The sequence below is a fragment of the Streptococcus catagoni genome, assembly GCF_011421425.1.
In the GTDB taxonomy this organism is placed as follows: domain Bacteria; phylum Bacillota; class Bacilli; order Lactobacillales; family Streptococcaceae; genus Streptococcus; species Streptococcus catagoni.
This window is the reverse complement of the sequence record NZ_WPCW01000002.1, coordinates 21,596-42,107: the sequence shown is the minus strand read 5'-3', so window position 1 is coordinate 42,107 and position 20,512 is coordinate 21,596. Positions and strand designations below refer to the sequence as shown.

Genomic DNA, 20,512 nt, shown 5'->3' with positions numbered 1-20,512 from the left:
CCTATGTTTTACACTATTGAAGAACTTGTTCAACAAGCAGACCAAAACTATAATGGCAACGTTGCTGAATTAATGATTGCTACTGAAATCGAAATGACTGGACGGACAAGAGAGGAAATCATCCATCTCATGACACGCAATTTACAGGTTATGAGAGAATCAGTCGTTGAAGGCCTAACACCTAGTAAATCAATCAGTGGTTTAACAGGAGGCGATGCCCTCAAGATGGATACTTACATAAAATCAGGTAAAACCATCGCCGATACAACTATTTTAACGGCCGTAAGAAATGCCATGGCTGTAAACGAACTCAATGCTAAGATGGGATTAATCTGCGCAACACCAACAGCAGGAAGCGCAGGCTGCTTACCCGCCGTTTTAGTAACAGCTATTGATACTTTACACCTAAGTGAAGAACAACAACTTGACTTCTTGTTTACAGCTGGTGCATTTGGCCTTGTAATTGGAAACAATGCTTCCATATCAGGGGCAGAGGGCGGCTGTCAAGCAGAAGTAGGATCAGCCTCAGCAATGGGAGCTGCAGCACTTGTAAAAGCAGCCGGTGGAACAGCACACCAAGCTAGCCAAGCCATTGCCTTTGTTATCAAAAACATGTTAGGTTTAATTTGCGATCCCGTAGCTGGTCTAGTAGAAGTTCCTTGTGTCAAGCGTAATGCTCTTGGTTCTAGCTTTGCCATTGTAGCAGCTGATATGGCTCTAGCAGGTATTGAATCTCAAATACCAGTTGACGAAGTTGTTGACGCTATGTATCAGGTTGGTTCAGCCTTGCCAACAGCCTTCCGTGAAACAGCTGAAGGTGGCCTGGCAGCAACTCCTACTGGAAAACGTCACCGCAGTGAAATTTTTGGTGAGGAGTAAAAATGAAAGCAATTCTTTTTGATTTAGATGGTACTCTGGTTGATTCTAGTTTAGGAATCCTGAACGCTTTCCAAAGGACATTTAAACAATTAGATCTCAGCACACCAGACAAAGAAGTTCTATCAACCTATATCGGTCCACCTTTAGAAACCACCTTTGCCAACTATTTTTTAGAAGAATCAGAAATCAATTTAGCAATATCTCATTTTCGACAATTTTACAAAAAAGAAGGTGTTTACCAAGTCACCCTATATGAGGGGATAACAACCCTATTAAAGAAATTGAATGACTCAGGCTACTATCTCTATCTTACAACTAGTAAGCACGAACCTATGGCCAATGTCATGCTGGAAGAATTGGGAATAAAGCACTTTTTCAAGGCCATTTATGGTTCAAGAGAAGATCGTTTTTTAAAAGCAGATATCATTAAAGCCTGCTTGCTAGATTTTTCAATCAATCCTGAAGACGCTATTATCATAGGAGACACATCTTTTGATATTATTGGTGGCAAAGAAAATAAAATCAAGACATTAGGTGTTACTTGGGGATTTGGTAAAAAAACAGATTTTCAAGTGGCTGGAGCTGACCATATAGCAGACTCCCTCTTAGAGGTCTATAAACTTCTGGTAAAAAATAAATAATCCTATCCATGGCATTCCAACTGAGATCCAAGGTCTAAGATTGGGATGCTTTTCTCATATTTGTGAGGAATTTTCAAAAGAAGTTAAAAGACTTGATAGACCAAGAACTATTACTTAGATTAGACCAAAGAAAAAAGACAGAGCTCTAATAAAATAGAACTCTGTTCTTTTATATTCAACTTTGGGAATAAATCCCACACTATTGCTAATCTTTTAAGCTTTAGTAACCCCAGGCAGATAAACCTTGAGATCTATAAGCTCTTACGGCTGCATTAACCTGGTCTTGAACTGTTGCAGTAGAACCCCAACCTGGCATAGTCTGGAATAAACCTGAAGCTCCTGACGCATTGGCCACATTTGGATCACCATTGGATTCACGCGCAATGATAGCTTCCCAAGTTGCTTGAGAAACCCCTGTAGCTGCTGCCATTTGAGCTGCTGCTTGACTACCTACAGCACCAGCAGTATTACCATTAGCCTGATAAGTTGCAGGTGCTGCTGCATGTTGTTGTACTTGATCAGTTGGTTCAAGTTGCTCTACTTGATAGACTTCTGCAGCAGGAGCTGCTTGCGCTTCTACTGTAGCAACCTTAGCTGCTTCTGTCTCCTCATGAGTGGGAGCTTTTTCAGCACTTGCTTGACTAGATGAACTTGTTGTTGTTTTTGATTCTTCTTTTTTTGTAGAAGTTACACTTACTTTAGATGTTTTTTTAGCTTTCTCTACTGATTTAGTTTCAGTTTTTTTGACGTAAGATTCTGTATCAACGTTTTTGCCTGAAAAAGCAAAAACCAAGGCCACTAAGGCAATCGCAAATGCTAAAATACTAAAACTGATATAACGTTTTTTAAAACTTATTTTTTTCAACATAATATACCTCATTCCTCCGTAAATCATAATAACTTAATTATGTTACTTGGATATAGAGGATATATTAAAAATATTACAAGAATGTTGATTTTATAAGAATTCAGAACACTACCATAAGCTAAGAATCCATATACTACATCTAATTAGAAACTGGAGTTTTTAATGCAAATAAAACTATTCCCAACAAAATAACAATACAAATAGAAATACTATCTTTAAATGTCCACTTCAATAATCTATATTTACTTCGTCCATCTCCGCCACAATAACCTCTTGCTTCCATAGCGATAGCTAAGGCATCTGCCCTTTTAAAGCTAGATGCAAAGAGGGGAATAAGTATTGGAATGATTGACTTTACCTTTTGAATAAGACTGCCTTCACCAAAATCAACCCCTCTGGCCTTTTGTGCATTCATAATACGAGTAGTATCGTCCATTAGGGTTGGAACAAAACGAAGACTTAAAGAAAGCATGAGACCAATTTCATAGGCAGGAACCTTCAAGGGCTTTAAAGGCTTTAACAAAGATTCCACCGCATCAGATAGACTCAAAGGAGTAGTTGTCAAGGTCAATAAAGTTGAAAAGAAGATGATTAAAACAAAGCGCATAAAAATAAGAACGGCCTGACTTAATCCTAAGCTTGTAATTTTAATAATCCAGAAGTGAAAGAGTGTATCTCCGCTCTGAGTAAAAAATATTTGGAACATAGTGGTGAACAAAATGATTCCTATCATGGGTTTAAGACCTTTTAAAAAGAAGGAAAGCTTTATTTGGGACAAACAGACTGTCAACATTGTAAAGATAAGCATAATCAAATTTGTAACAAAATTATTAGCCCAAAAGATAATGATCAGATACACAAGCATTGCTAGTAACTTACTTCGGGGATCCAAACGATGAATGATTGAATTTCCTGGGATATATCTCCCAAGGATAAGCTTATCCATGTTTTAAAACCTCTCTTAGTTCATTTAGAGTAACTGGTAAGTAGGGTAAACGGAGTCCCCTTTTTACCATTTTCTGCGCAAATTTTGTGATTTTAGGAACTCCTAATTGTTTTTCTTCTAAAAAGTCTACTTTTTGAAAAATATCGTGAGGTTTTCCTGACATAATCACCTTGCCAGCCTCAAGCACATAGACATAATCTGCAAAATTAGCCACATCATCCATTAAATGTGTTACCAAGACAAGAGTCATTCCAGAATCATGTAAGGTCTTGAAAAGTTCCATTAACTCTCGTCGACCTTTGGGATCTAGACCCGCTGTGGGTTCATCTAAAACCAGGGCTTTAGGCTCCATGGCCAAGATACCAGCAATGGCTACTCGACGCATTTGACCACCAGATAATTCAAAAGGATTTTTTAGAAAAAGATCCTCTGATATGCCAACTAGTGCTAACTTTTCACGCGCTATTTTTTCTGCTTCTTCTTTTGAAATGCCAAAGTTTTGTGGGCCAAAGGCCACATCTTTCAGAACAGTTTCTTCAAAAAGTTGACTTTCAGGAAATTGGAAAACCAAACCAACATCTTTACGGATTAGTTTGATATCCTTATTTTTTGATCGATTGGTTATGACCTGCTTATCAACTGTAACAGCACCCCGAGTAGGCGTAAGGAGGCCATTTAAAAGTTGCATAATAGTAGATTTACCAGAACCAGTGTGTCCTATAAAGGCTGTATAAGAACCATCTATGATGTCAAGATTGATGTCAAAAAGGGCACGTCCTTCAAAAGGAGTCCCCGCTTGATAGGTATAACTTACGCCTTGGAAATTAATTGCCATAGCTGTTCTTCTAATTCCTTTTCTGTTTTATAGGAGTCATCAAGACTAAAGCCTTCTTCTCTAAGCACTTTAGTAACGGTACTAGTAAAGGGAATATCTAGCCCTAGATTAAGTAGTTCGTCTCCTCGTTCAAAAAGTTGATTCGGAGTAGAGCTAGACTCAACTTGTCCATTTTTCATCACAAGAACACGATCACTGAGTGCAACCTCATCCAGATCATGTGTGATAGAAATAACTGTAAGATCATATTCTCGACGGATATCTTGAATAGTCTTTATTAATTCTAATCTTCCCTGGGGATCAAGCATACTTGTTGCTTCGTCCAAGACAATTATCATTGGTCTTAAAGCAAGTGCACCTGCAATGGCCACTCTCTGCTTTTGTCCACCTGAAAGACGTGAAGGTTCTCTCTCTTTAAAATGCGACATTGCTACTATTTCCAAAGCATCTTCAACCCTTTTCACCATCGTGTTATAGGGAACACCTTTATTTTCAAGGCCAAAGGCAACATCATCTTCAACGGTAGCCCCTACAAACTGATTATCAGGATTTTGAAAAACCATTCCGATTTTTTGTCGAATTTCCCAGATGTTGTCAACAGTCAGCAATTGATTGTCCACAAAAATACTGCCAGATTCAGCCTCAATCAAACCATTTAGAAGCCTTACCGAAGTTGATTTTCCAGAACCATTATGCCCAATAATTGATAACCACTCGCCACGTTTCACATGAAACGAAACGTCATCAAGAATATAGTTTTCTTGTTCATTTTGATATTTAAATTTTATATTTTTTACTTCAATTATATGTGACATGTTTATTTAAAAGTATCCTTAAAGAGAAAACCAGCTCCTTTAAAGTAGTCATAGCCAGAATAGATTGTAAAGAAGAGAGCTATATACAGTAGTATATTACCAATAAGCATCCAATGACAAAGCAAGAAAATGATAGAAAACATCTGCGTTGCTGTTTTGATTTTACCAGGCATAGCTGCTGCTAAAATTTCTCCACCTGATTCAACAAGCAAAAGTCTCAACCCTGTTACAGCCAACTCACGACAAATGATGATAACAGCGATCCAAGCAGGTGCTAACTTTAAACCTACCAACATAATGAAGGCAGACATGACCAACATCTTATCTGCAAGTGGGTCTGCAAATTTACCAAAATTAGTTACAACCTTCCATTTTCTGGCTAAATAGCCATCTAAGTAATCTGTCAAACTTGCAATAGCAAAGATAATGGCAGCAAAGATATGCCAGCCCCTCTCACTAAAACAAGAAGTGATTAATATAAAAAGAGGGATCATAACTATACGAATTAAGGTTAGTAAATTGGGAATATTTTCTTTTTTAGACATTTTTTTACCTTATCATTTCTAAAGTGATATAACTGACATCAGGACTTGTGAGTGCAGATAAATCTAAAGGTTGACCATCAATAGTTACTGATACACCTTCTTTAACTCCTAAGGTTAATAGTGCTTCACTTATTTCCGCAGGAAGAGTCGCTGTATAGGTTGGATTATCTTTTGTCAAAGTTATTCCAGCTTCACCAATATCAGAATTAGTTAGTGAGATCCAAGCACTTTCTGCGTCTGTTAAAGAGACTGTTACTTCTACTGTGTCACTAGCTTTTGTAATAGTTGCTTTTAGATAATTATCTTGACCTTCAGTCACAATCTTTGTTTTCTTTTCGCTGCTAGTTGTTGAACTTGATTTTTTATCAGCTGTTTTATTGACAAATTCAGACCTAGCTTCATTTGCTTTATTTTCTTTAGAAAATTGTTGCCAAACTGCAAAGAAAATAAAACTTAAAATGGTCAGAGCAATCAAACTTAACAATAGGATTGAAAAAAATGATTTTGATTTTTTATCCTCAACCTTATATTTACTTAATCTTGAAACTTCTTGCTCATAGTCATCATTATCACTTTCATTTTTAAAATGTTCGTTAAACAAATAAGTGGAGCTAGGGGCAGAAGTTGTTGGAGGAGGGGTTGGGATTGGAAAGGGTGGAGGGCAATAAGCCTTATTTTCTTGCTTTTTACGACTTAATTTTTCCTCAACCAATTGTGTTACAGTTGGTTCTGATAAGTTGGTCTTTTTTAAACTTTGTTTTCTATATCTTTCTTTTAAATATAGAAAATCTAAACCAACAATATCTGCGTACTGCCTTAAAAAGGTATCAAACTTTTCTTCAGGAATTATCTTAAACTGATCTAATTCCATTGCTAATAAATAGTGAGATGAGATGCCTGTGCTATTTTCAATATCATCTAATGTGATTTGCCTTCTAACACGCGCTTCTCTTAGTAACTCACCGAGACTTTGTTCTCTCATACAGGTACCTCTAAATTAAAATATTATATCCATTATAACAGATTTCTCTTTATTTTGGAAAGACAGTGAAATCGGAGACTTCTGCCCTTCCGAAGAAATTTTCACCTACAGCAAGAATTTCCTCTAAGGTCACTTTAGCAATTATTTCTGGTATATCAAAGTAATTCTCCCCATCTGATAAAAAGTGATTAAATTGATTGCACACCTGTTCTACAGAATCCAGGCTTTGAAGAAAATCTCCGTACATTTCTTTCTTTAGAAGGGTGAGATGTTCATTATTGATATCTTTTGCTTTGGTAAATTGTTCAATCTTCTTTCTGATTTGACTGGACATGGCAATTGGTTGACTTGAATCTAAACTGATTAGAACAAAAGAGTAATCTTTTTGAATTTCTATTTCTATATCAAAGGACTCATCAACTTTACCATCACCGTACCAATCCTGATAGGTTTTTGAAGTCCAACCAAAAAGCATTGATAAAAGAAACTTTAAACAAATTTTATATTCTAAGAAAGAAAAGTCATTATCAAATTTAACTCCTCTGTAGGCAACCACTAGTTTTGAAGTTGAAATATCCATTGCAATGGAACCACTTTTTATAAGAGGAAGATAAGGTAGAGGCTCAATCTTTGCACGAGCTGGTCTTCTTGACTTATGATTTTCTTGACACTGTAAAACAGATTGGAAAGTTTCTTCCACATCAACTTCGCCTACTATCAATAGAGCCATATTAGAAGGATGGTAAAATTGTTTATAGTTTCTACGTAAAACATCGCCAGTAATCATGTCAATGGACTTTCTGCTCCCAGCAATGTCAGCTGCTAAATTTGAGCCTGGAAATAAATTTTGAAGAGCTCCTATATAAGACTGATATTCTGGATCATCCAAATACATATCAATTTCCTGACCAATAATTTTCTTTTCTTTATTGACAGATTCTTCAGTAAAAGACGCTGTCATGACAAAATCTTGCAATAGATTCAAGCTTTCAAGAAAGTGATCTGTGGTTGAAAAAAAATAAGAAGTCTTGTCAAAAGTAGTAAAGGCATTGACTTCAGCCCCCAAACTTGTAAACTTGAGTGATACATCTCCACCAGACTTATCTTCAAAAAGTTTATGTTCTAAGAAATGAGCAACCCCTTCTGGATTAGAGATCAGTCTTCCTCTACTTGTATATTGACTATCAAGTGAACCAAAATTGACAGTCAACATGGCTGATTTTTCATTGTAACCCGCCTTTGGTATGATGTAAACTTGTAAACCACTTTTTAGCTTTCCGTAATAGAGTTCTTCATTTATGGCACCATAGGAAATATGGGTTAATTTCTGCATTTTATTTCCCTTCTAAAAAATAAAGTGATTGTAACTTGACATGGTTTGCAGCCTTGACAATATCTCTCTTGCTGACACGATGAACATTTTTAATCCAGGTCTCTAAGTCATAGTTTTGATTAACATACTTACTGGTGTAATGCCTGTCAATGATTGCTTTACTGTAATCATCACTTTGTAAAGCATTGGTAAGAATCATCAACTTTGTCTTCTCAAGTAGGGCACTAGAAAAGCGACCTGTTTTAAGATCATTCAATTCCTTGGTTATAAGTTGTAAGGTTTTCGTTCTATTTTCCTTGTCAATACCAGCAGAAATAGCTAATCTTCCAGTGTAAACATCCAGTCTGCTTCCAATTGTATAGGCCATCCCTTCACTCTCTCGGATCGTTGTAAATAAAGGAGAATGTGCAAATGATCCAAGTAAACCATTTAAAAGAACCATTGACAGATTGTTTTCACTATAAGTTAGAGTTGGAAAATAATAGGACAATTCAAAAATAGACTGGTTTACAGGCTTTAATTCATTGACATCCTTTACAACATTGACATAGTCTTGCTGATAATAGTAAGACAATTCTTTTTGTCTAGCTTCAAAGGGAAACTGGTGTAGTAGTTGCAGGACACGATACTCGTCAAAATCGCCCATAATATAGATATCAATTTGATCCTCCATAAGCATCTTATGAAATTCTTGGTAGCTGGTATAGGCTGTTTCCTTCTCAATTAACTCAGTATTTCCATATTTTGAAACTTGTAAATCACTATCAGTATAAAAGAGTTTCTTAGCCTCTAAAGCACTGTAATAAAAAGAATCTTCATTATCTGATTCAATGTAATTGATAAGATTTGTCTTTTCAATTTCAAAAACTTTTGGCTGATATTGAGCCACTGAAAGAAGGGGATGAAATAGTATTCCCTTCAAGAATTGAATAACTTCATCCAACAATTTTTCCTCTTTAAGGGCAAACCTTTCCTGAATAAAGCTTATATCTATATCAACTATATGAACCAATCCTTTGGTAGAAACTGAAGTGGATAAGTTAGCTCCATAGAGCTGTGCTAATTTTTCTCTAAAATCCTTAGCAGTAGGATACAATTCATTGGCCGTTGCCATCATTTGTGCAACGAGAACTCTCTTAGCAACAGATTTTTGATTAAAATCCCCTGAAAATCTGAAAGTGATATGATTAGTTTTAAATTTTTCTGATTTTAATAAATGGAGTTGTACGCCATCAACAAGTTTCATAGACTGTCCTTAATAATATTGTGATTCCTAAATTATACCATTTTAGTGGTCATAGATTCATCATTTAACCTTCGAAAATAGGATAATAACAATGAAAAAGCACCTAGAGACTTCTAAGTGATGCTATTATAAACGAAAGTTAGCAAGGCATTTGATTCTTTTTTGCCTGATAGTGACAATAATAATTAATCTTTTTAAAAATGCACTCTCTTTGAATAGGTTTCTTTCCTAACCATATTATACAATGATTTGTATAAAAGTCAAAAGAGTAGCACCCAACACCAAGTGAAGGTAGAGTAAGGATCTCACTCAATTCAATGGTATCTAATAGTTTCAACTTATCATTGATTAAAGTTTATGCTATAATGACATCAATTATATAATGGAGAAAATGATGGACTACAAACTATTTACAGAATATATTACCTTACAAGCACTTCTAAAAGAAGTAGGGCTTATCCAAAGTGGAGGAGCTGTTAAAGCTTATCTAGCTGAACAGACTATTTTATTTAATGGTGAGGATGAAAAGCGTCGGGGTAAAAAAATCCGCATTGGAGATACTGTCTCCATTCCTGATCAGGGCCTAACTATTACTATTGTAAAGCCTAGTCAAGAAGAACTTGTCCTTTTCCAAGAGCAAACAGATGAAAAGGCGCGTGTCGCTAAACTTGTTAAAAAATTAAACAAAGATAAGAAGGAAGAGCTTAAAAAAGGTAAGAATAGTGTAAAAAGAGATAAGAATAAACCTGTTCGCTTTCCAGGTGCTTGATAATGTGGATTACAGAACTTCAACTAAAAAATTATCGAAATTACGATCATATTAAGGAAGAATTCTCTTCAACTTTAAATGTATTTATCGGAAATAATGCACAAGGAAAAACCAATTTTTTGGAAGCCATTTATTTTATTGCATTAACCAGAAGCCATCGAACCCGTTCTGATAAAGAATTAATTCAATTCTCCCAAAGTACTTTACAGGTGCTTGGCAAGCTTAGTCGTCTAAGTGGAAAGTTAAGTCTAGAAATATCCTTATCAGATAAGGGTAGAATAACTAAAATTAATTCTTTAAAGCAGGCAAAACTGTCAGAGTACATAGGAACCATGATGGTTGTATTATTTGCTCCTGAAGATTTACAGTTGGTTAAGGGTGCTCCAGGCCTTAGACGTAAGTTCATTGATATTGATTTAGGGCAGATTAAACCAGTCTATTTATCAGACCTCTCAAACTATAATCATGTTCTTAAGCAAAGAAACAGTTATTTAAAGGCTAATTTTTCCATTGATGATGACTTTTTATCCGTTTTAGACGAACAATTAGCAACATATGGAAGTAGGGTCATTGAACAACGCATCTCCTTTGTAAAGGCACTTGAACATGAAGCCAATAAACATCATAACGCGATATCTAATCAGTTAGAAAATTTAACTCTTTCTTACCAGGCTTCTTTACCACTAGCTGGTGAAAACACTAATATCAAGGAAATCTTTATAGAAGAACTCAAAAAAAATAGGAAAAAAGATATTTTTAGGAAAAATACCAGCTTAGGGCCGCATCGAGATGATATTATTTTTTATATCAATCAGATGGATGCTAACTTTGCCAGTCAAGGCCAACATAGAAGTCTTATTCTCTCTTTAAAAATGGCAGAAGTGAGTTTAATGAAAAAGACAACTGGAGATAATCCCATCTTATTACTTGACGATGTCATGAGTGAATTGGATAACACCAGACAAACCAAGCTATTAGAAGCCATTATTAAAGAGAATGTTCAAACCTTTATCACCACTACGAGTTTGGACCATTTATCACAACTACCCGAAAATATAAAAATATTCCATATTGACAATGGAACCATAAAGGCAGACTAAACAGTTTGCTTTTTTATTATCTTTTATGTTGAAACGATAGCTTTAAATAGCAATTTTAAAAATAAAAACTTTACGGGTTGTTGACGAAGTTGACAAAAAACTTTACAATATTGACAAGTATCTTTACAATTTTTAAAGAGCAAAAAAAGCCGGTTTATAGACTATAACCGACTTATTGTTTATTAATGAACAGAATAGTTAGGAGCTTCGTTAGTAATTTGTACATCATGAGGGTGACTTTCTATCAGACCTGCCCCAGACATTTCAACAAATTGTGCATTATCATGTAATTCTTTAAGGGTCCCAGCACCCACATAACCCATACCTGAACGAATACCTCCAAGCATCTGGAAGACAATATCTGCTGCTGCACCTTTATAAGCTACCCGACCTTCAATTCCTTCTGGTACCAATTTATTAGCTTCATTGACTGAACCTTGGAAATAGCGATCACTAGAACCTTTTTTCATAGCAGCAATAGATCCCATACCACGGTAAGTTTTAAATTTACGACCTTGGAAAATTTCTGTTTCACCAGGAGCTTCATCAGTTCCGGCAAACATAGAACCTAGCATGACAGCATTTCCACCGGCAGCAAGAGCCTTAACAATATCACCAGAATATTTAATACCACCATCAGCTATGATCGTTTTTCCGTATTCACGAGCAACTGCAGCTGCATCATAGATTGCTGTAATTTGAGGAACACCAACTCCAGCTACCACACGTGTCGTACAAATAGATCCAGGTCCGATACCAACCTTAACAACATCAACACCAGCATCATAAAGGGCACGTGCACCTTCAGCTGTTGCAATATTACCAGCAATTAAAGTTTTATCAGGGAAATGATCACGAATTTCAGAAATTTTTCTTAACACTCCAGCGGAGTGACCATGTGCAGTATCTATAACAATAGCATCTGCACCTGCTTCAAATAAAGCCTCTGCACGCGCAAATGTATCAGAAGTAACCCCAACCGCTGCAGCAACTAGCAAGCGACCAAACTCGTCCTTAGCAGCATTTGGAAATTCAATAACTTTTTCGATATCTTTGATGGTTATCAGACCAGATAGTCGTCCATTGTCATCAACCAAAGGTAGTTTTTCAATGCGGTGCTCATGCAAGATACGTTCTGCTGTTTCTAAGTCCGTTCCAACCTCTGCAGTTACAAGTTTTTCACTTGTCATATGATCAGAAATAGGCGCATCAAAATCACTGATAAAACGCATATCACGGTTTGTAATAATACCAACTAATTTACGATTAGAAAGAGTTTCAACAATTGGAACACCACTAATGCGGTAGCGCTGCATTAATTCTTCAGCTTCAGAAACCTTATGATTTGGTGTTAGGAAAAAAGGATCAATAATAACGCCATTTTCTGAACGTTTTACTTTTCGTACTTCCTCGGCTTGTTCACGTATTGACATATTTTTATGGACAACACCTAGACCACCTGCACGCGCAATAGCAATAGCCATCTTGCTATCAGTAACAGTATCCATGGCTGCTGTTATAATAGGAATATTCAATGTTAAATTTTTTGCTAATTTGGTTTGTAGTTTAACTTCATTTGGCAAAACATGACTTTCAGCTGGTATGAGCAATACATCATCAAATGTATAACCCTTTTTCAAAAATTTTGTGTCCCAATTTGACATTAAAAATATCCTCTTTTCCTTTTTATTAGTGTAAATAGACGCCGTCTAAATTTTTATTGTTACTATCATATCACGCTATATTGATTTGTCAACAAATTGTTACAAAGTTTATTATGAAAATCAATTATCAAAGTTATAATGTTCGTTTTTTAAAATAAAAAACACAAATTTTTATGTGTTTTTTTATTTTTTATTCGTATTTTTTAAAAATAATTAATTCCCATGGCAGATTTAACTTCTGACAAGGTTTGAGCAGCAACAGATCGAGCTTTTTGACTGCCTTCTTCTAACATCCGGAAAACTTCCCCCATGTCTTTAGCATACTCTAGACGACGCTCACGAATAGGGGATAATTCTCTTTCCAGAATATCTAACAAGAAACGTTTTGTCTTAACATCTCCTAAACCACCACGTTGGTAATGCTCTTTCATAGATTCAATTTGAGCTCTATCTTCTTCTTGACCGAAAATATCAAGGTAATGGAAAACCATATTTCCTTCAATTTGACCTGGATCTTCCACCTTAATGTGATTAGGATCAGTATACATACTCATGACCTTTTTCCGAACGGTGTCAGCGTCATCTGATAAGTAGATCCCATTTCCAAGGGACTTAGACATTTTAGCATTACCATCTAAACCAGGTAATCTTCCTGCACCTTCACTTGTAGGATAAATTCCTTCTGGTTCAACAAGACAATCCGTCTGGTAAGTATGGTTAAAACTTCTTACGATTTCTCTGGTCTGTTCTATCATCGGTTTTTGATCATTTCCTACAGGCACTAAATTAGCCTTAAAAGCTGTAATATCAGCAGCCTGTGAAATAGGATAGACTAAAAATCCACTTGGGATACTTGTTCCAAAACCTTTTTGAGCAATCTCTGTTTTAACAGTAGGATTTCTCTCCAAACGAGCCAAAGAAACAAGATTCATATAATACATGGTCAATTCAGCAAGTTCAGGAATCTGACTTTGGATGAAAATAGTTGATTTACTTGGATCTAATCCAACTGATAAGTAATCTAAAGCTACATTCCCAATAGATTCACGGATTTTTTCTGTCTCTTTTGCATGATCCGTTAAAGCTTGCTGGTCAGCTAAGAAAACAAACATATTATATTTATTTTCCTCTTGTAAAATAAAACGATTCTTCAAAGAGCCAACATAGTGTCCTAAATGTAGTTTACCAGTTGGTCTATCTCCTGTTAATATGACGGGTTTTTTCATTTCTTCTCCTTTATAAAGTAACAAAAAAAGCCCACACACAAGTTTCTTGTGTGAGGGCGTTATTACTAGTTAATACGCGGTACCACCTCAATTAACATTATCCATAGTAATGTCATCTCATCTTCTCTATTTAAAGAAGTTGCACGATAAGGGGTGCCAAACCTGAGTGTTATGTTTTCCTCTCAAATAAACAATTAGTCCATTTCATCTTTCCTTGCTACTAGCTCTCAGCAACCGCTAGCTCTCTTTAAGCAAAATAAAAATTACTCCTCTAATTTAGCCTCATTTTATGAAATTTCAGGGTATTTGTCAAGTTTCCTTATTTTTGGAATATAAGACTTGACGCAACTGGTATTTTTAGGAGATAATGAGTGTCTATATATATGAATTAAAAGGAGTAAGAGAAATATGAAAAGAAGGGTAATGGACTTTTTGTATGTGACGATTGGTTCTATTATTACAGCAGTCGGTTTCAATACTATGTTTGTCCACAATAATATTGCTTCAGGTGGTATGGTCGGTATTTCAGTAGTTATCAAAGAACTATTTGGAATAAGTCCATCACTTTTTTTAATGGTTAGTAATATTCCCCTACTCTTGCTTTGCTATTTCTTTTTAGGAAAACAAACCTTTGTAAAAACACTCTATGGGTCATGGATCTATCCTATTGCCATTCGCATGACTAATTTTTTACCTACTCTAACACACAATCAATTACTGGCATCTATATTTGGGGGCATCATTGTCGGTATAGGTTTAGGGATGGTTTTTTGGGGAAATTCCTCTACAGGTGGTACTGGTATCCTGACCCAAATTTTACATAAATTTTCTCCTTTAACTCTTGGAGTTTCAATGACAATTGTCGATGGTATAAGTGTTATTTTAGGTCTTATAGCGCTTTCAGCAGATGATGTGATGTATTCAACCATTGGACTACTAGTCATTGGATATGTTATTGGCATTATGGAAAATGGTTTTGATTCTTCTAAGAATGTCATGATTATTTCTAACGAGTATCAAGCTATAAGAGAGCATATCACTACTGTCATGGATCGTGGCGTTACCAAAATTCCCATTCGTGGAGGTTACACCACATCTGATAAGGTCATGCTTATGGCAGTCGTATCAACCTATGAACTACCAGCTTTACAAGAAAAAATCTTAGAAATAGATGAAATGGCCTTCCTTGTTGTAATGCCAGCTGCCCAGGTTATGGGACGTGGATTTAGTCTTACGAAAAATTATCGTCTTGAAGACAAAGATGTTTTATTACCAATGTAAGGCTGCAATTGCCCCTTCTATTTGAAAAAAGGGGCTTTTTCAGGTACAATGAAGTCTAGATAAATAATATGAGGTGAAGAATTGCTAACAGTTTCTGATGTGTCGCTACGTTTTAGCGATCGAAAACTTTTCGATGAGGTCAATATTAAATTTACTGCAGGAAATACCTACGGTTTGATAGGGGCTAATGGTGCTGGAAAATCAACTTTTTTAAAAATACTTGCAGGAGATATTGAGCCTACAACAGGACATATCTCGCTTGGTCCTGATGAGCGTTTGTCAGTCTTACGACAAAATCATTTTGATTATGAAGAAGAACGTGCTATTGATGTTGTTATCATGGGAAATGAACAACTGTATGACATTATGAAAGAAAAAGACGCTATCTATATGAAAGAAGATTTTTCTGAAGAAGATGGTGTTCGTGCAGCTGAACTAGAAGGTATTTTTGCTGAGCTAGGAGGTTGGGAAGCAGAAAGTGAAGCATCTCAATTGCTTCAAAATCTAAATATCTCGGAAGACCTTCATTACCAAAACATGAGTGAACTAGCAAATGGGGAAAAAGTTAAGGTTCTCCTTGCTAAAGCTTTATTTGGTAAACCAGATGTACTCCTTTTAGACGAACCAACAAATGGACTTGATATTCAATCTATTTCTTGGTTAGAAGATTTCTTAATTGACTTTGAAAACACTGTTATTGTTGTTTCCCATGACCGTCACTTTTTAAATAAAGTTTGTACCCACATGGCTGATTTGGACTTTGGAAAAATCAAACTCTATGTTGGTAACTATGATTTTTGGAAACAGTCTTCTGAGTTGGCTGCGCGTCTTCAATCAGATCGTAATGCTAAGGCTGAAGAAAAAATCAAAGAATTGCAAGAATTCGTTGCACGCTTTTCAGCTAATGCTTCTAAATCAAAACAAGCTACTTCTCGTAAGAAAATGCTTGATAAGATTGAACTAGAAGAAATTGTACCATCAAGTCGTAAATATCCTTTTATTAACTTCAAAGCAGAACGTGAAATGGGAAATGACTTTTTAACGGTTGAAAATCTATCCGTAACAATTGATGGTGAAAAAATACTTGATAATATTAGCTTTATATTACGTCCAGGTGATAAAGCAGCAATTATTGGACAAAATGACATCCAAACTACCGCTTTAATGCGGGCCCTTATGGATGATATTGACTATGAAGGAACCATAAAATGGGGAGTAACTACTAGTCGTTCTTACCTTCCAAAAGATAATTCTCGTGACTTTGCTAGTGGTGAATCTATATTAGAATGGCTTCGTCAATTTGCTGCTAAGGGTGAAGACGATGATACTTTCTTACGTGGTTTCTTAGGCCGTATGCTCTTTTCAGGTGATGAAGTTAAAAAATCTGTTAACGTCTTATCAGGTGGTGAAAAAGTACGTGTTATGCTATCAAAAATCATGCTTTTGAAATCAAATGTCTTGATCCTAGACGATCCTACAAATCACTTAGATCTAGAATCAATTTCTAGTTTAAATGATGGAATCAAAGATTTTAAAGAGTCTGTTATTTTTGCCAGTCATGACCATGAGTTTATTCAAACAATAGCAAATCACATCGTTGTTATCTCAAGTAATGGTGTCATTGACCGTATTGATGAAACTTATGATGAATTCCTTGAAAATACCGAGGTTCAAAATAAGGTAGCTCAACTTTGGAAATAAAAATAAGGCGGAAACGCCTTATTATTTTTTTCAGATATTGTTTTAGAAAGTCTTTTATATTTTTATGATCAAACAAAGTAAAAAATGGATATTTTTAACCTACCTAGCAAGCTTCTTTATGCCATTTTTCATTATGTTTTTTGTTCTCTATGCAAAAGGCATCTATTTTGGAAGTTCAAAAACAATTTTGGCAAGTGATGGTTTTCATCAATATGTTATCTTTGCTCAAAATCTAAGAAATATTCTTCATGGCTCAGATAGTCTCTTCTATACTTTTACTAGTGGTCTAGGATTAAATTTTTATGCACTCATAAGTTATTATTTAGGCAGTTTTTTCTCTCCACTATTTTATTTTTTCACTTTAGAAAATATGCCTGATGCTATCTACCTATTTACCTTAATAAAGTTTGGTTTAATAGGCTTATCCACTTATTTTTCCTTTCATAAAATATACCCTAAAATAAAAAAAGTTTACATCTTATCATTAAGTCTAAGCTTTTCTTTGATGAGCTTTTTGACCAGCCAACTTGAAATAAATACTTGGTTAGATGTCTTTATCTTAATTCCCTTAATTATATTAGGTTTACATCTTCTTTTAAAAAGTAAACTTATTTTTCCTTATTATCTTAGCCTGTCTATTCTTTTTATTCAAAATTATTACTTTGGCTATATGATATCTATCTTCCTTTTCCTCTATATTTTGGTTCTATTAACTGAAATAGAGAGCTGGAAGGCAAAAATTTATTATTTTTCTAGATTTACAGTGGTGTCAATTTTATCTGCCCTAACTAGTGCTATCATGTTATTGCCTACTTATCTAGATTTATCAACTCATGGGGAAGAGTTTACACGTCTAAGCAAGTTGTTTACAGATAATACCTGGTATCTAGATTTATTGACAAAAAATATCCTTGGAACTTATGATACTACACAATTCAACTCTATCCCAATGCTCTATGGTGGATTATTTCCTGTATTTTTAGCTTTTATTTACTTTACTTTACAGTCAATTAAGTGGCAAACAAAGCTTGCTTATGGAGCACTAATCCTTTTTATTTTTATTAGCTATTATTTACAACCCCTTGACCTATTTTGGCAAGGCATGCATGCTCCAAATATGTTCTTACATCGTTATTTTTGGACTGTTCCTTTGCTCTTTATTATCCTGTCTTGTGAGGTGTTACATCGTTTAGAAGAGATCAAAATTAAAGATATTGTCCTAGCCTTTATCAGTATTAGTTTGTTACTAGCTATCCCTTATCTCTTTCTGGAAAAATATAGTTTTTTGACACCAGCCTTATTCTTTTTAAGTATTTCCTTTTTAACAGCTTATGCCATAATTTTTCTGAGCATTAAGGAAAAAAATGTTCCTTTACTGATCATTTTTATATTTACAGTAATCTTTACAGCTTTAGAAAGCTCTTTAAATACTTATTATGTCATAAGTGGTCTAGAAAAAGAATGGGGATTCCCTAGCAAAGAAGACTATGAGCGTCACTCAAAGGATATTACAAAACTCATTGCAAGAACTAAAAAAGAGAATGCTAATTTTTACCGGACTGAAAGAATCCTTGGACAGACTGGTAATGATAGTATGAAGTTTAATTATAATGGAATTTCACAATTTTCTTCAATTAGAAACCGGACTTCTAGTCGTGTCTTAGACAGATTAGGTTTTAAATCTGAAGGTACCAATTTAAACCTTCGTTATCAAAATAATACTATTATTATGGATAGTCTTTTGGCCGTCACCTATAATTTGAGTGAAGATCAGATTAATAAATACGGCTTCGAAAAAATTGATAGTAGTGATAAAACTAAACTTTATCAAAATACAAATGCAAGTAGCTTGGCCATCTTAACAAAACAACCTTACATAAATAGGAAATTTTCTGTTAATACCTTGGATAACCAGACAAAATTATTAAATCAATTAAGTGGTAAAAATTACACCTATTTTCAGGAACAAAATAATAAACTACTAGGAAAAAATAATTACATTAATAATAGATTGACAAGTAAGGCTGCTAAAGATTCAAAGGATACTATTATTCATTATCAAGTTTCTCTTCCAAAAGATAGCCAATTATATATCAGTATTCCAAATATTACCTTTTCAGATGGACATGATAAGAGAGTCCTTATCAGAATAGATGGTAAAACATCTGAATACAGTACAGATAACGCCTTTACCTTCTTTAACCTGGGTTATTACCAAGAGACCCGAACAATTGATGTAGATCTTATATTTCCTCAAAATCCTACTATTTCCTTTGATAAACCGCATTTTTATAGCTTAGATACTAGGAAATATCAAGAAGCTATTTCAGCAGTCAATAAAAATAAAGTGAAAGTAAAGACTGTAAAAAATAACCTTATTGCTTCTTATCAGGCTAAAAGAGACAGCTCCTTATTTTTAACCATTCCCTATGATAAAGGCTGGTCAGCTAAAATAAATCAGCAGGAAGTAGCAATTAAGAAAGCTCAAGATGGTTTCATGTCTATTGATGTCAAAAAAGGAAAAGGTAAACTCCTTATGACCTTTGTACCAAATGGCTTAAAAGAAGGAATCTTCATTTCAATTTTTGCCTTTTTCTTAGCAAGTATTTATCAATTTCTTACAATTTATAAATCCAAAAAAAGACTATGAAAATCATTTCTGATTTTCATAGTCTTTTTGTTTTCTGACTCCGGCAGTAGGACTCGAACCTACGACATCATGATTAACAGTCATGCGCTACTACCAACTGAGCTATGCCGGAAGAACAAAAAAAATTGCTTAACGCAATTACGATAGTCCGTACGGGATTCGAACCCGTGTTACCGCCGTGAAAAGGCGGTGTCTTAACCCCTTGACCAACGGACCAGAAGTCGCTATAGAGTACTAACTCTTTAACACTCTTATTATTATATCAGAATGTTTCTATTTGTCTACTACTTTTTTAAAAAATAATTATCTTTTTTTAAAAATATAAGGTTTAAAAAGTCAAACTTATTCAATGAAGGATTTCAATAAAAATAAAGATTGACAGAAAGGAAGTTTTTCTGTTAGAATAAGGGAGTTGAGGTCTCATAGCTCAGCTGGATAGAGCATTCGCCTTCTAAGCGAACGGTCGCAGGTTCGAATCCTGCTGGGATCAAATAAAAAGTTGAAGAGAAAATCTTCAACTTTTTTTGTTTCATGTGAAACATACTTACTTATGATAGGGACTGCCTTCTTGTATCATAAAAGCGCGATAAATTTGTTCTATCAACACTAGTCGCATTAATTGATGAGGAAAGGTCAATAGTCCAAAACTCATTAAAAGGTTGGATCTCTTTTTAAGAGACTGATCAAGACCTAAACTTCCTCCAATAAGAAAGGTAATATCAGAATATCCCTTAAGTGTAATATCAGATAGTTGCTGGCTAAAGAGTTCTGAAGGAAATTGTTTGCCTTCAATAGCTAGGGAAATAACATAATCTCTCTGACCAATTCTTTTAGAGATCCGTTCTGCTTCTTTTTCCATAATCTTCTTTTTTTCTAAGTCACTGGCCTTTTCAGGTGTTTTTTCATCATTGAGTTCAATAATTTCAAATTGGCAAAACCTAGAGAGTCGTTTCTGATATTCTGCTATGCCATCTTTTAAATATTTTTCTTTTAATTTTCCTACGCAAATTATTTTAATTTTCATAACTCTA

General features: G+C 34.9%; 18 protein-coding genes, 3 tRNA genes and 1 other annotated feature. Of the genes, 8 read left to right on the top strand and 13 right to left on the bottom strand.

All coding sequences use genetic code 11. The features are described from left to right. Positions 1 to 3 precede the first annotated feature (3 nt). Positions 4 to 879: an L-serine ammonia-lyase, iron-sulfur-dependent, subunit alpha gene (sdaAA, locus tag HBN42_RS04055; protein ID WP_165993801.1), complete on the top strand. Its 876-nt coding sequence runs from the start codon at positions 4 to 6 to the stop codon at positions 877 to 879. A gap of 2 nt (positions 880 to 881) precedes the next feature. Further along, positions 882 to 1,520 carry an HAD hydrolase-like protein gene (locus tag HBN42_RS04050; RefSeq protein WP_165993800.1) on the top strand — a complete coding sequence of 213 codons (639 nt, stop codon included), beginning with the start codon at positions 882 to 884 and terminating at the stop codon, positions 1,518 to 1,520. A 220-nt stretch (positions 1,521 to 1,740) separates the two neighbouring features. Here the strand turns inward: HBN42_RS04050 and HBN42_RS04045 are convergent, their stop codons facing one another. From HBN42_RS04045 to yfmF, 8 genes are all read right to left on the bottom strand, one after another. Further along, positions 1,741 to 2,388: a transglycosylase SLT domain-containing protein gene (locus tag HBN42_RS04045; protein ID WP_165993799.1), complete on the bottom strand. Its 648-nt coding sequence runs from the start codon at positions 2,386 to 2,388 to the stop codon at positions 1,741 to 1,743. Positions 2,389 to 2,527: 139 nt separating this feature from the next. Beyond that, positions 2,528 to 3,334, bottom strand: a complete 807-nt coding sequence (locus tag HBN42_RS04040; RefSeq protein ID WP_165993798.1) for an energy-coupling factor transporter transmembrane component T family protein — start codon at positions 3,332 to 3,334, stop codon at positions 2,528 to 2,530. Beyond that, positions 3,327 to 4,169 (bottom strand): energy-coupling factor transporter ATPase, encoded by an 843-nt coding sequence (locus HBN42_RS04035; protein ID WP_165993797.1) that lies wholly within the window; start codon positions 4,167 to 4,169, stop codon positions 3,327 to 3,329. The genes HBN42_RS04040 and HBN42_RS04035 overlap by 8 nt, the downstream gene beginning before the upstream one ends. Next, positions 4,145 to 4,984 carry an energy-coupling factor ABC transporter ATP-binding protein gene (locus tag HBN42_RS04030; RefSeq protein ID WP_165993796.1) on the bottom strand — a complete coding sequence of 280 codons (840 nt, stop codon included), beginning with the start codon at positions 4,982 to 4,984 and terminating at the stop codon, positions 4,145 to 4,147. Before HBN42_RS04030 ends, HBN42_RS04035 begins: the two co-directional genes overlap by 25 nt. Before the next feature lie 2 nt (positions 4,985 to 4,986). Beyond that, positions 4,987 to 5,529: a CDP-diacylglycerol--glycerol-3-phosphate 3-phosphatidyltransferase gene (gene pgsA, locus HBN42_RS04025; protein WP_165993795.1), complete on the bottom strand. Its 543-nt coding sequence runs from the start codon at positions 5,527 to 5,529 to the stop codon at positions 4,987 to 4,989. A 4-nt stretch (positions 5,530 to 5,533) separates the two neighbouring features. After that, positions 5,534 to 6,511, bottom strand: coding sequence for a helix-turn-helix domain-containing protein (locus tag HBN42_RS04020; protein ID WP_165993794.1), 978 nt, complete (start codon positions 6,509 to 6,511; stop codon positions 5,534 to 5,536). A 49-nt stretch (positions 6,512 to 6,560) separates the two neighbouring features. After that, positions 6,561 to 7,844 carry an EF-P 5-aminopentanol modification-associated protein YfmH gene (gene yfmH / locus HBN42_RS04015; RefSeq protein ID WP_165993793.1) on the bottom strand — a complete coding sequence of 428 codons (1,284 nt, stop codon included), beginning with the start codon at positions 7,842 to 7,844 and terminating at the stop codon, positions 6,561 to 6,563. A 1-nt stretch (position 7,845) separates the two neighbouring features. Further along, positions 7,846 to 9,090: an EF-P 5-aminopentanol modification-associated protein YfmF gene (gene yfmF / locus HBN42_RS04010; RefSeq protein ID WP_165993792.1), complete on the bottom strand. Its 1,245-nt coding sequence runs from the start codon at positions 9,088 to 9,090 to the stop codon at positions 7,846 to 7,848. A gap of 394 nt (positions 9,091 to 9,484) precedes the next feature. Here yfmF and yaaA point away from each other — a divergent pair, with 394 nt between their 5' ends. After that, entirely contained in the window at positions 9,485 to 9,859 is a 375-nt protein-coding gene (gene yaaA, locus HBN42_RS04005) for a S4 domain-containing protein YaaA (RefSeq protein WP_165993791.1), read from the top strand. Between the two features lie 2 nt (positions 9,860 to 9,861). Continuing rightward, on the top strand, positions 9,862 to 10,959 hold the full coding sequence (gene recF / locus HBN42_RS04000; RefSeq protein WP_165993790.1) for a DNA replication/repair protein RecF: 1,098 nt from the start codon (positions 9,862 to 9,864) through the stop codon (positions 10,957 to 10,959). Positions 10,960 to 11,141: 182 nt separating this feature from the next. Here recF and guaB read toward each other — a convergent pair whose 3' ends face one another. Together guaB and trpS are read right to left on the bottom strand one after the other, a co-directional pair. Then, a complete protein-coding gene (gene guaB, locus HBN42_RS03995; protein WP_165993789.1) occupies positions 11,142 to 12,623 on the bottom strand; it encodes an IMP dehydrogenase in 1,482 nt (493 codons plus the stop codon). A gap of 203 nt (positions 12,624 to 12,826) precedes the next feature. Further along, positions 12,827 to 13,849, bottom strand: a complete 1,023-nt coding sequence (gene trpS, locus HBN42_RS03990; RefSeq protein ID WP_165993788.1) for a tryptophan--tRNA ligase — start codon at positions 13,847 to 13,849, stop codon at positions 12,827 to 12,829. Positions 13,850 to 13,898: 49 nt separating this feature from the next. Next, positions 13,899 to 14,138 (bottom strand) — a binding site (T-box leader). 119 nt (positions 14,139 to 14,257) lie between these two features. Here trpS and HBN42_RS03985 point away from each other — a divergent pair. The 3 genes from HBN42_RS03985 (at position 14,258) to HBN42_RS03975 (ending at position 19,481) form a co-directional block, all read left to right on the top strand. Beyond that, a complete protein-coding gene (locus HBN42_RS03985; protein ID WP_165993787.1) occupies positions 14,258 to 15,130 on the top strand; it encodes a YitT family protein in 873 nt (290 codons plus the stop codon). An 81-nt stretch (positions 15,131 to 15,211) separates the two neighbouring features. Next, positions 15,212 to 16,831, top strand: a complete 1,620-nt coding sequence (locus HBN42_RS03980; protein ID WP_165993786.1) for an ATP-binding cassette domain-containing protein — start codon at positions 15,212 to 15,214, stop codon at positions 16,829 to 16,831. Between the two features lie 64 nt (positions 16,832 to 16,895). Next, positions 16,896 to 19,481 (top strand): YfhO family protein, encoded by a 2,586-nt coding sequence (locus tag HBN42_RS03975; RefSeq protein ID WP_165993785.1) that lies wholly within the window; start codon positions 16,896 to 16,898, stop codon positions 19,479 to 19,481. 38 nt (positions 19,482 to 19,519) lie between these two features. Here HBN42_RS03975 and HBN42_RS03970 read toward each other — a convergent pair. Both HBN42_RS03970 and HBN42_RS03965 read right to left on the bottom strand, forming a co-directional pair. Next, positions 19,520 to 19,593, bottom strand: a tRNA-Asn gene (locus HBN42_RS03970). A gap of 32 nt (positions 19,594 to 19,625) precedes the next feature. Next, positions 19,626 to 19,697 (bottom strand) — tRNA-Glu (locus HBN42_RS03965). A gap of 200 nt (positions 19,698 to 19,897) precedes the next feature. Between HBN42_RS03965 and HBN42_RS03960 the strand changes: the two genes are divergently transcribed. Beyond that, positions 19,898 to 19,971, top strand: a tRNA-Arg gene (locus tag HBN42_RS03960). Positions 19,972 to 20,025: 54 nt separating this feature from the next. Here HBN42_RS03960 and rlmH read toward each other — a convergent pair. Continuing rightward, entirely contained in the window at positions 20,026 to 20,505 is a 480-nt protein-coding gene (rlmH, locus tag HBN42_RS03955) for a 23S rRNA (pseudouridine(1915)-N(3))-methyltransferase RlmH (RefSeq protein WP_165993784.1), read from the bottom strand. Positions 20,506 to 20,512: the final 7 nt, after the last annotated feature.

Excerpts from the sequence above, each read along its gene's own strand:
- sdaAA (WP_165993801.1), top strand. The coding sequence starts at position 4 with ATGTTTTACACTATTGAAGAACTTGTTCAACAAGCAGACCAAAACTAT.
- HBN42_RS04050 (WP_165993800.1), top strand. The coding sequence starts at position 882 with ATGAAAGCAATTCTTTTTGATTTAGATGGTACTCTGGTTGATTCTAGT.
- HBN42_RS04045 (WP_165993799.1), bottom strand. The coding sequence starts at position 2,388 with ATGTTGAAAAAAATAAGTTTTAAAAAACGTTATATCAGTTTTAGTATT.
- HBN42_RS04040 (WP_165993798.1), bottom strand. The coding sequence starts at position 3,334 with ATGGATAAGCTTATCCTTGGGAGATATATCCCAGGAAATTCAATCATT.
- HBN42_RS04035 (WP_165993797.1), bottom strand. The coding sequence starts at position 4,169 with ATGGCAATTAATTTCCAAGGCGTAAGTTATACCTATCAAGCGGGGACT.
- HBN42_RS04030 (WP_165993796.1), bottom strand. The coding sequence starts at position 4,984 with ATGTCACATATAATTGAAGTAAAAAATATAAAATTTAAATATCAAAAT.
- pgsA (WP_165993795.1), bottom strand. The coding sequence starts at position 5,529 with ATGTCTAAAAAAGAAAATATTCCCAATTTACTAACCTTAATTCGTATA.
- HBN42_RS04020 (WP_165993794.1), bottom strand. The coding sequence starts at position 6,511 with ATGAGAGAACAAAGTCTCGGTGAGTTACTAAGAGAAGCGCGTGTTAGA.
- yfmH (WP_165993793.1), bottom strand. The coding sequence starts at position 7,844 with ATGCAGAAATTAACCCATATTTCCTATGGTGCCATAAATGAAGAACTC.
- yfmF (WP_165993792.1), bottom strand. The coding sequence starts at position 9,090 with ATGAAACTTGTTGATGGCGTACAACTCCATTTATTAAAATCAGAAAAA.
- yaaA (WP_165993791.1), top strand. The coding sequence starts at position 9,485 with ATGGACTACAAACTATTTACAGAATATATTACCTTACAAGCACTTCTA.
- recF (WP_165993790.1), top strand. The coding sequence starts at position 9,862 with ATGTGGATTACAGAACTTCAACTAAAAAATTATCGAAATTACGATCAT.
- guaB (WP_165993789.1), bottom strand. The coding sequence starts at position 12,623 with ATGTCAAATTGGGACACAAAATTTTTGAAAAAGGGTTATACATTTGAT.
- trpS (WP_165993788.1), bottom strand. The coding sequence starts at position 13,849 with ATGAAAAAACCCGTCATATTAACAGGAGATAGACCAACTGGTAAACTA.
- HBN42_RS03985 (WP_165993787.1), top strand. The coding sequence starts at position 14,258 with ATGAAAAGAAGGGTAATGGACTTTTTGTATGTGACGATTGGTTCTATT.
- HBN42_RS03975 (WP_165993785.1), top strand. The coding sequence starts at position 16,896 with ATGATCAAACAAAGTAAAAAATGGATATTTTTAACCTACCTAGCAAGC.
- rlmH (WP_165993784.1), bottom strand. The coding sequence starts at position 20,505 with ATGAAAATTAAAATAATTTGCGTAGGAAAATTAAAAGAAAAATATTTA.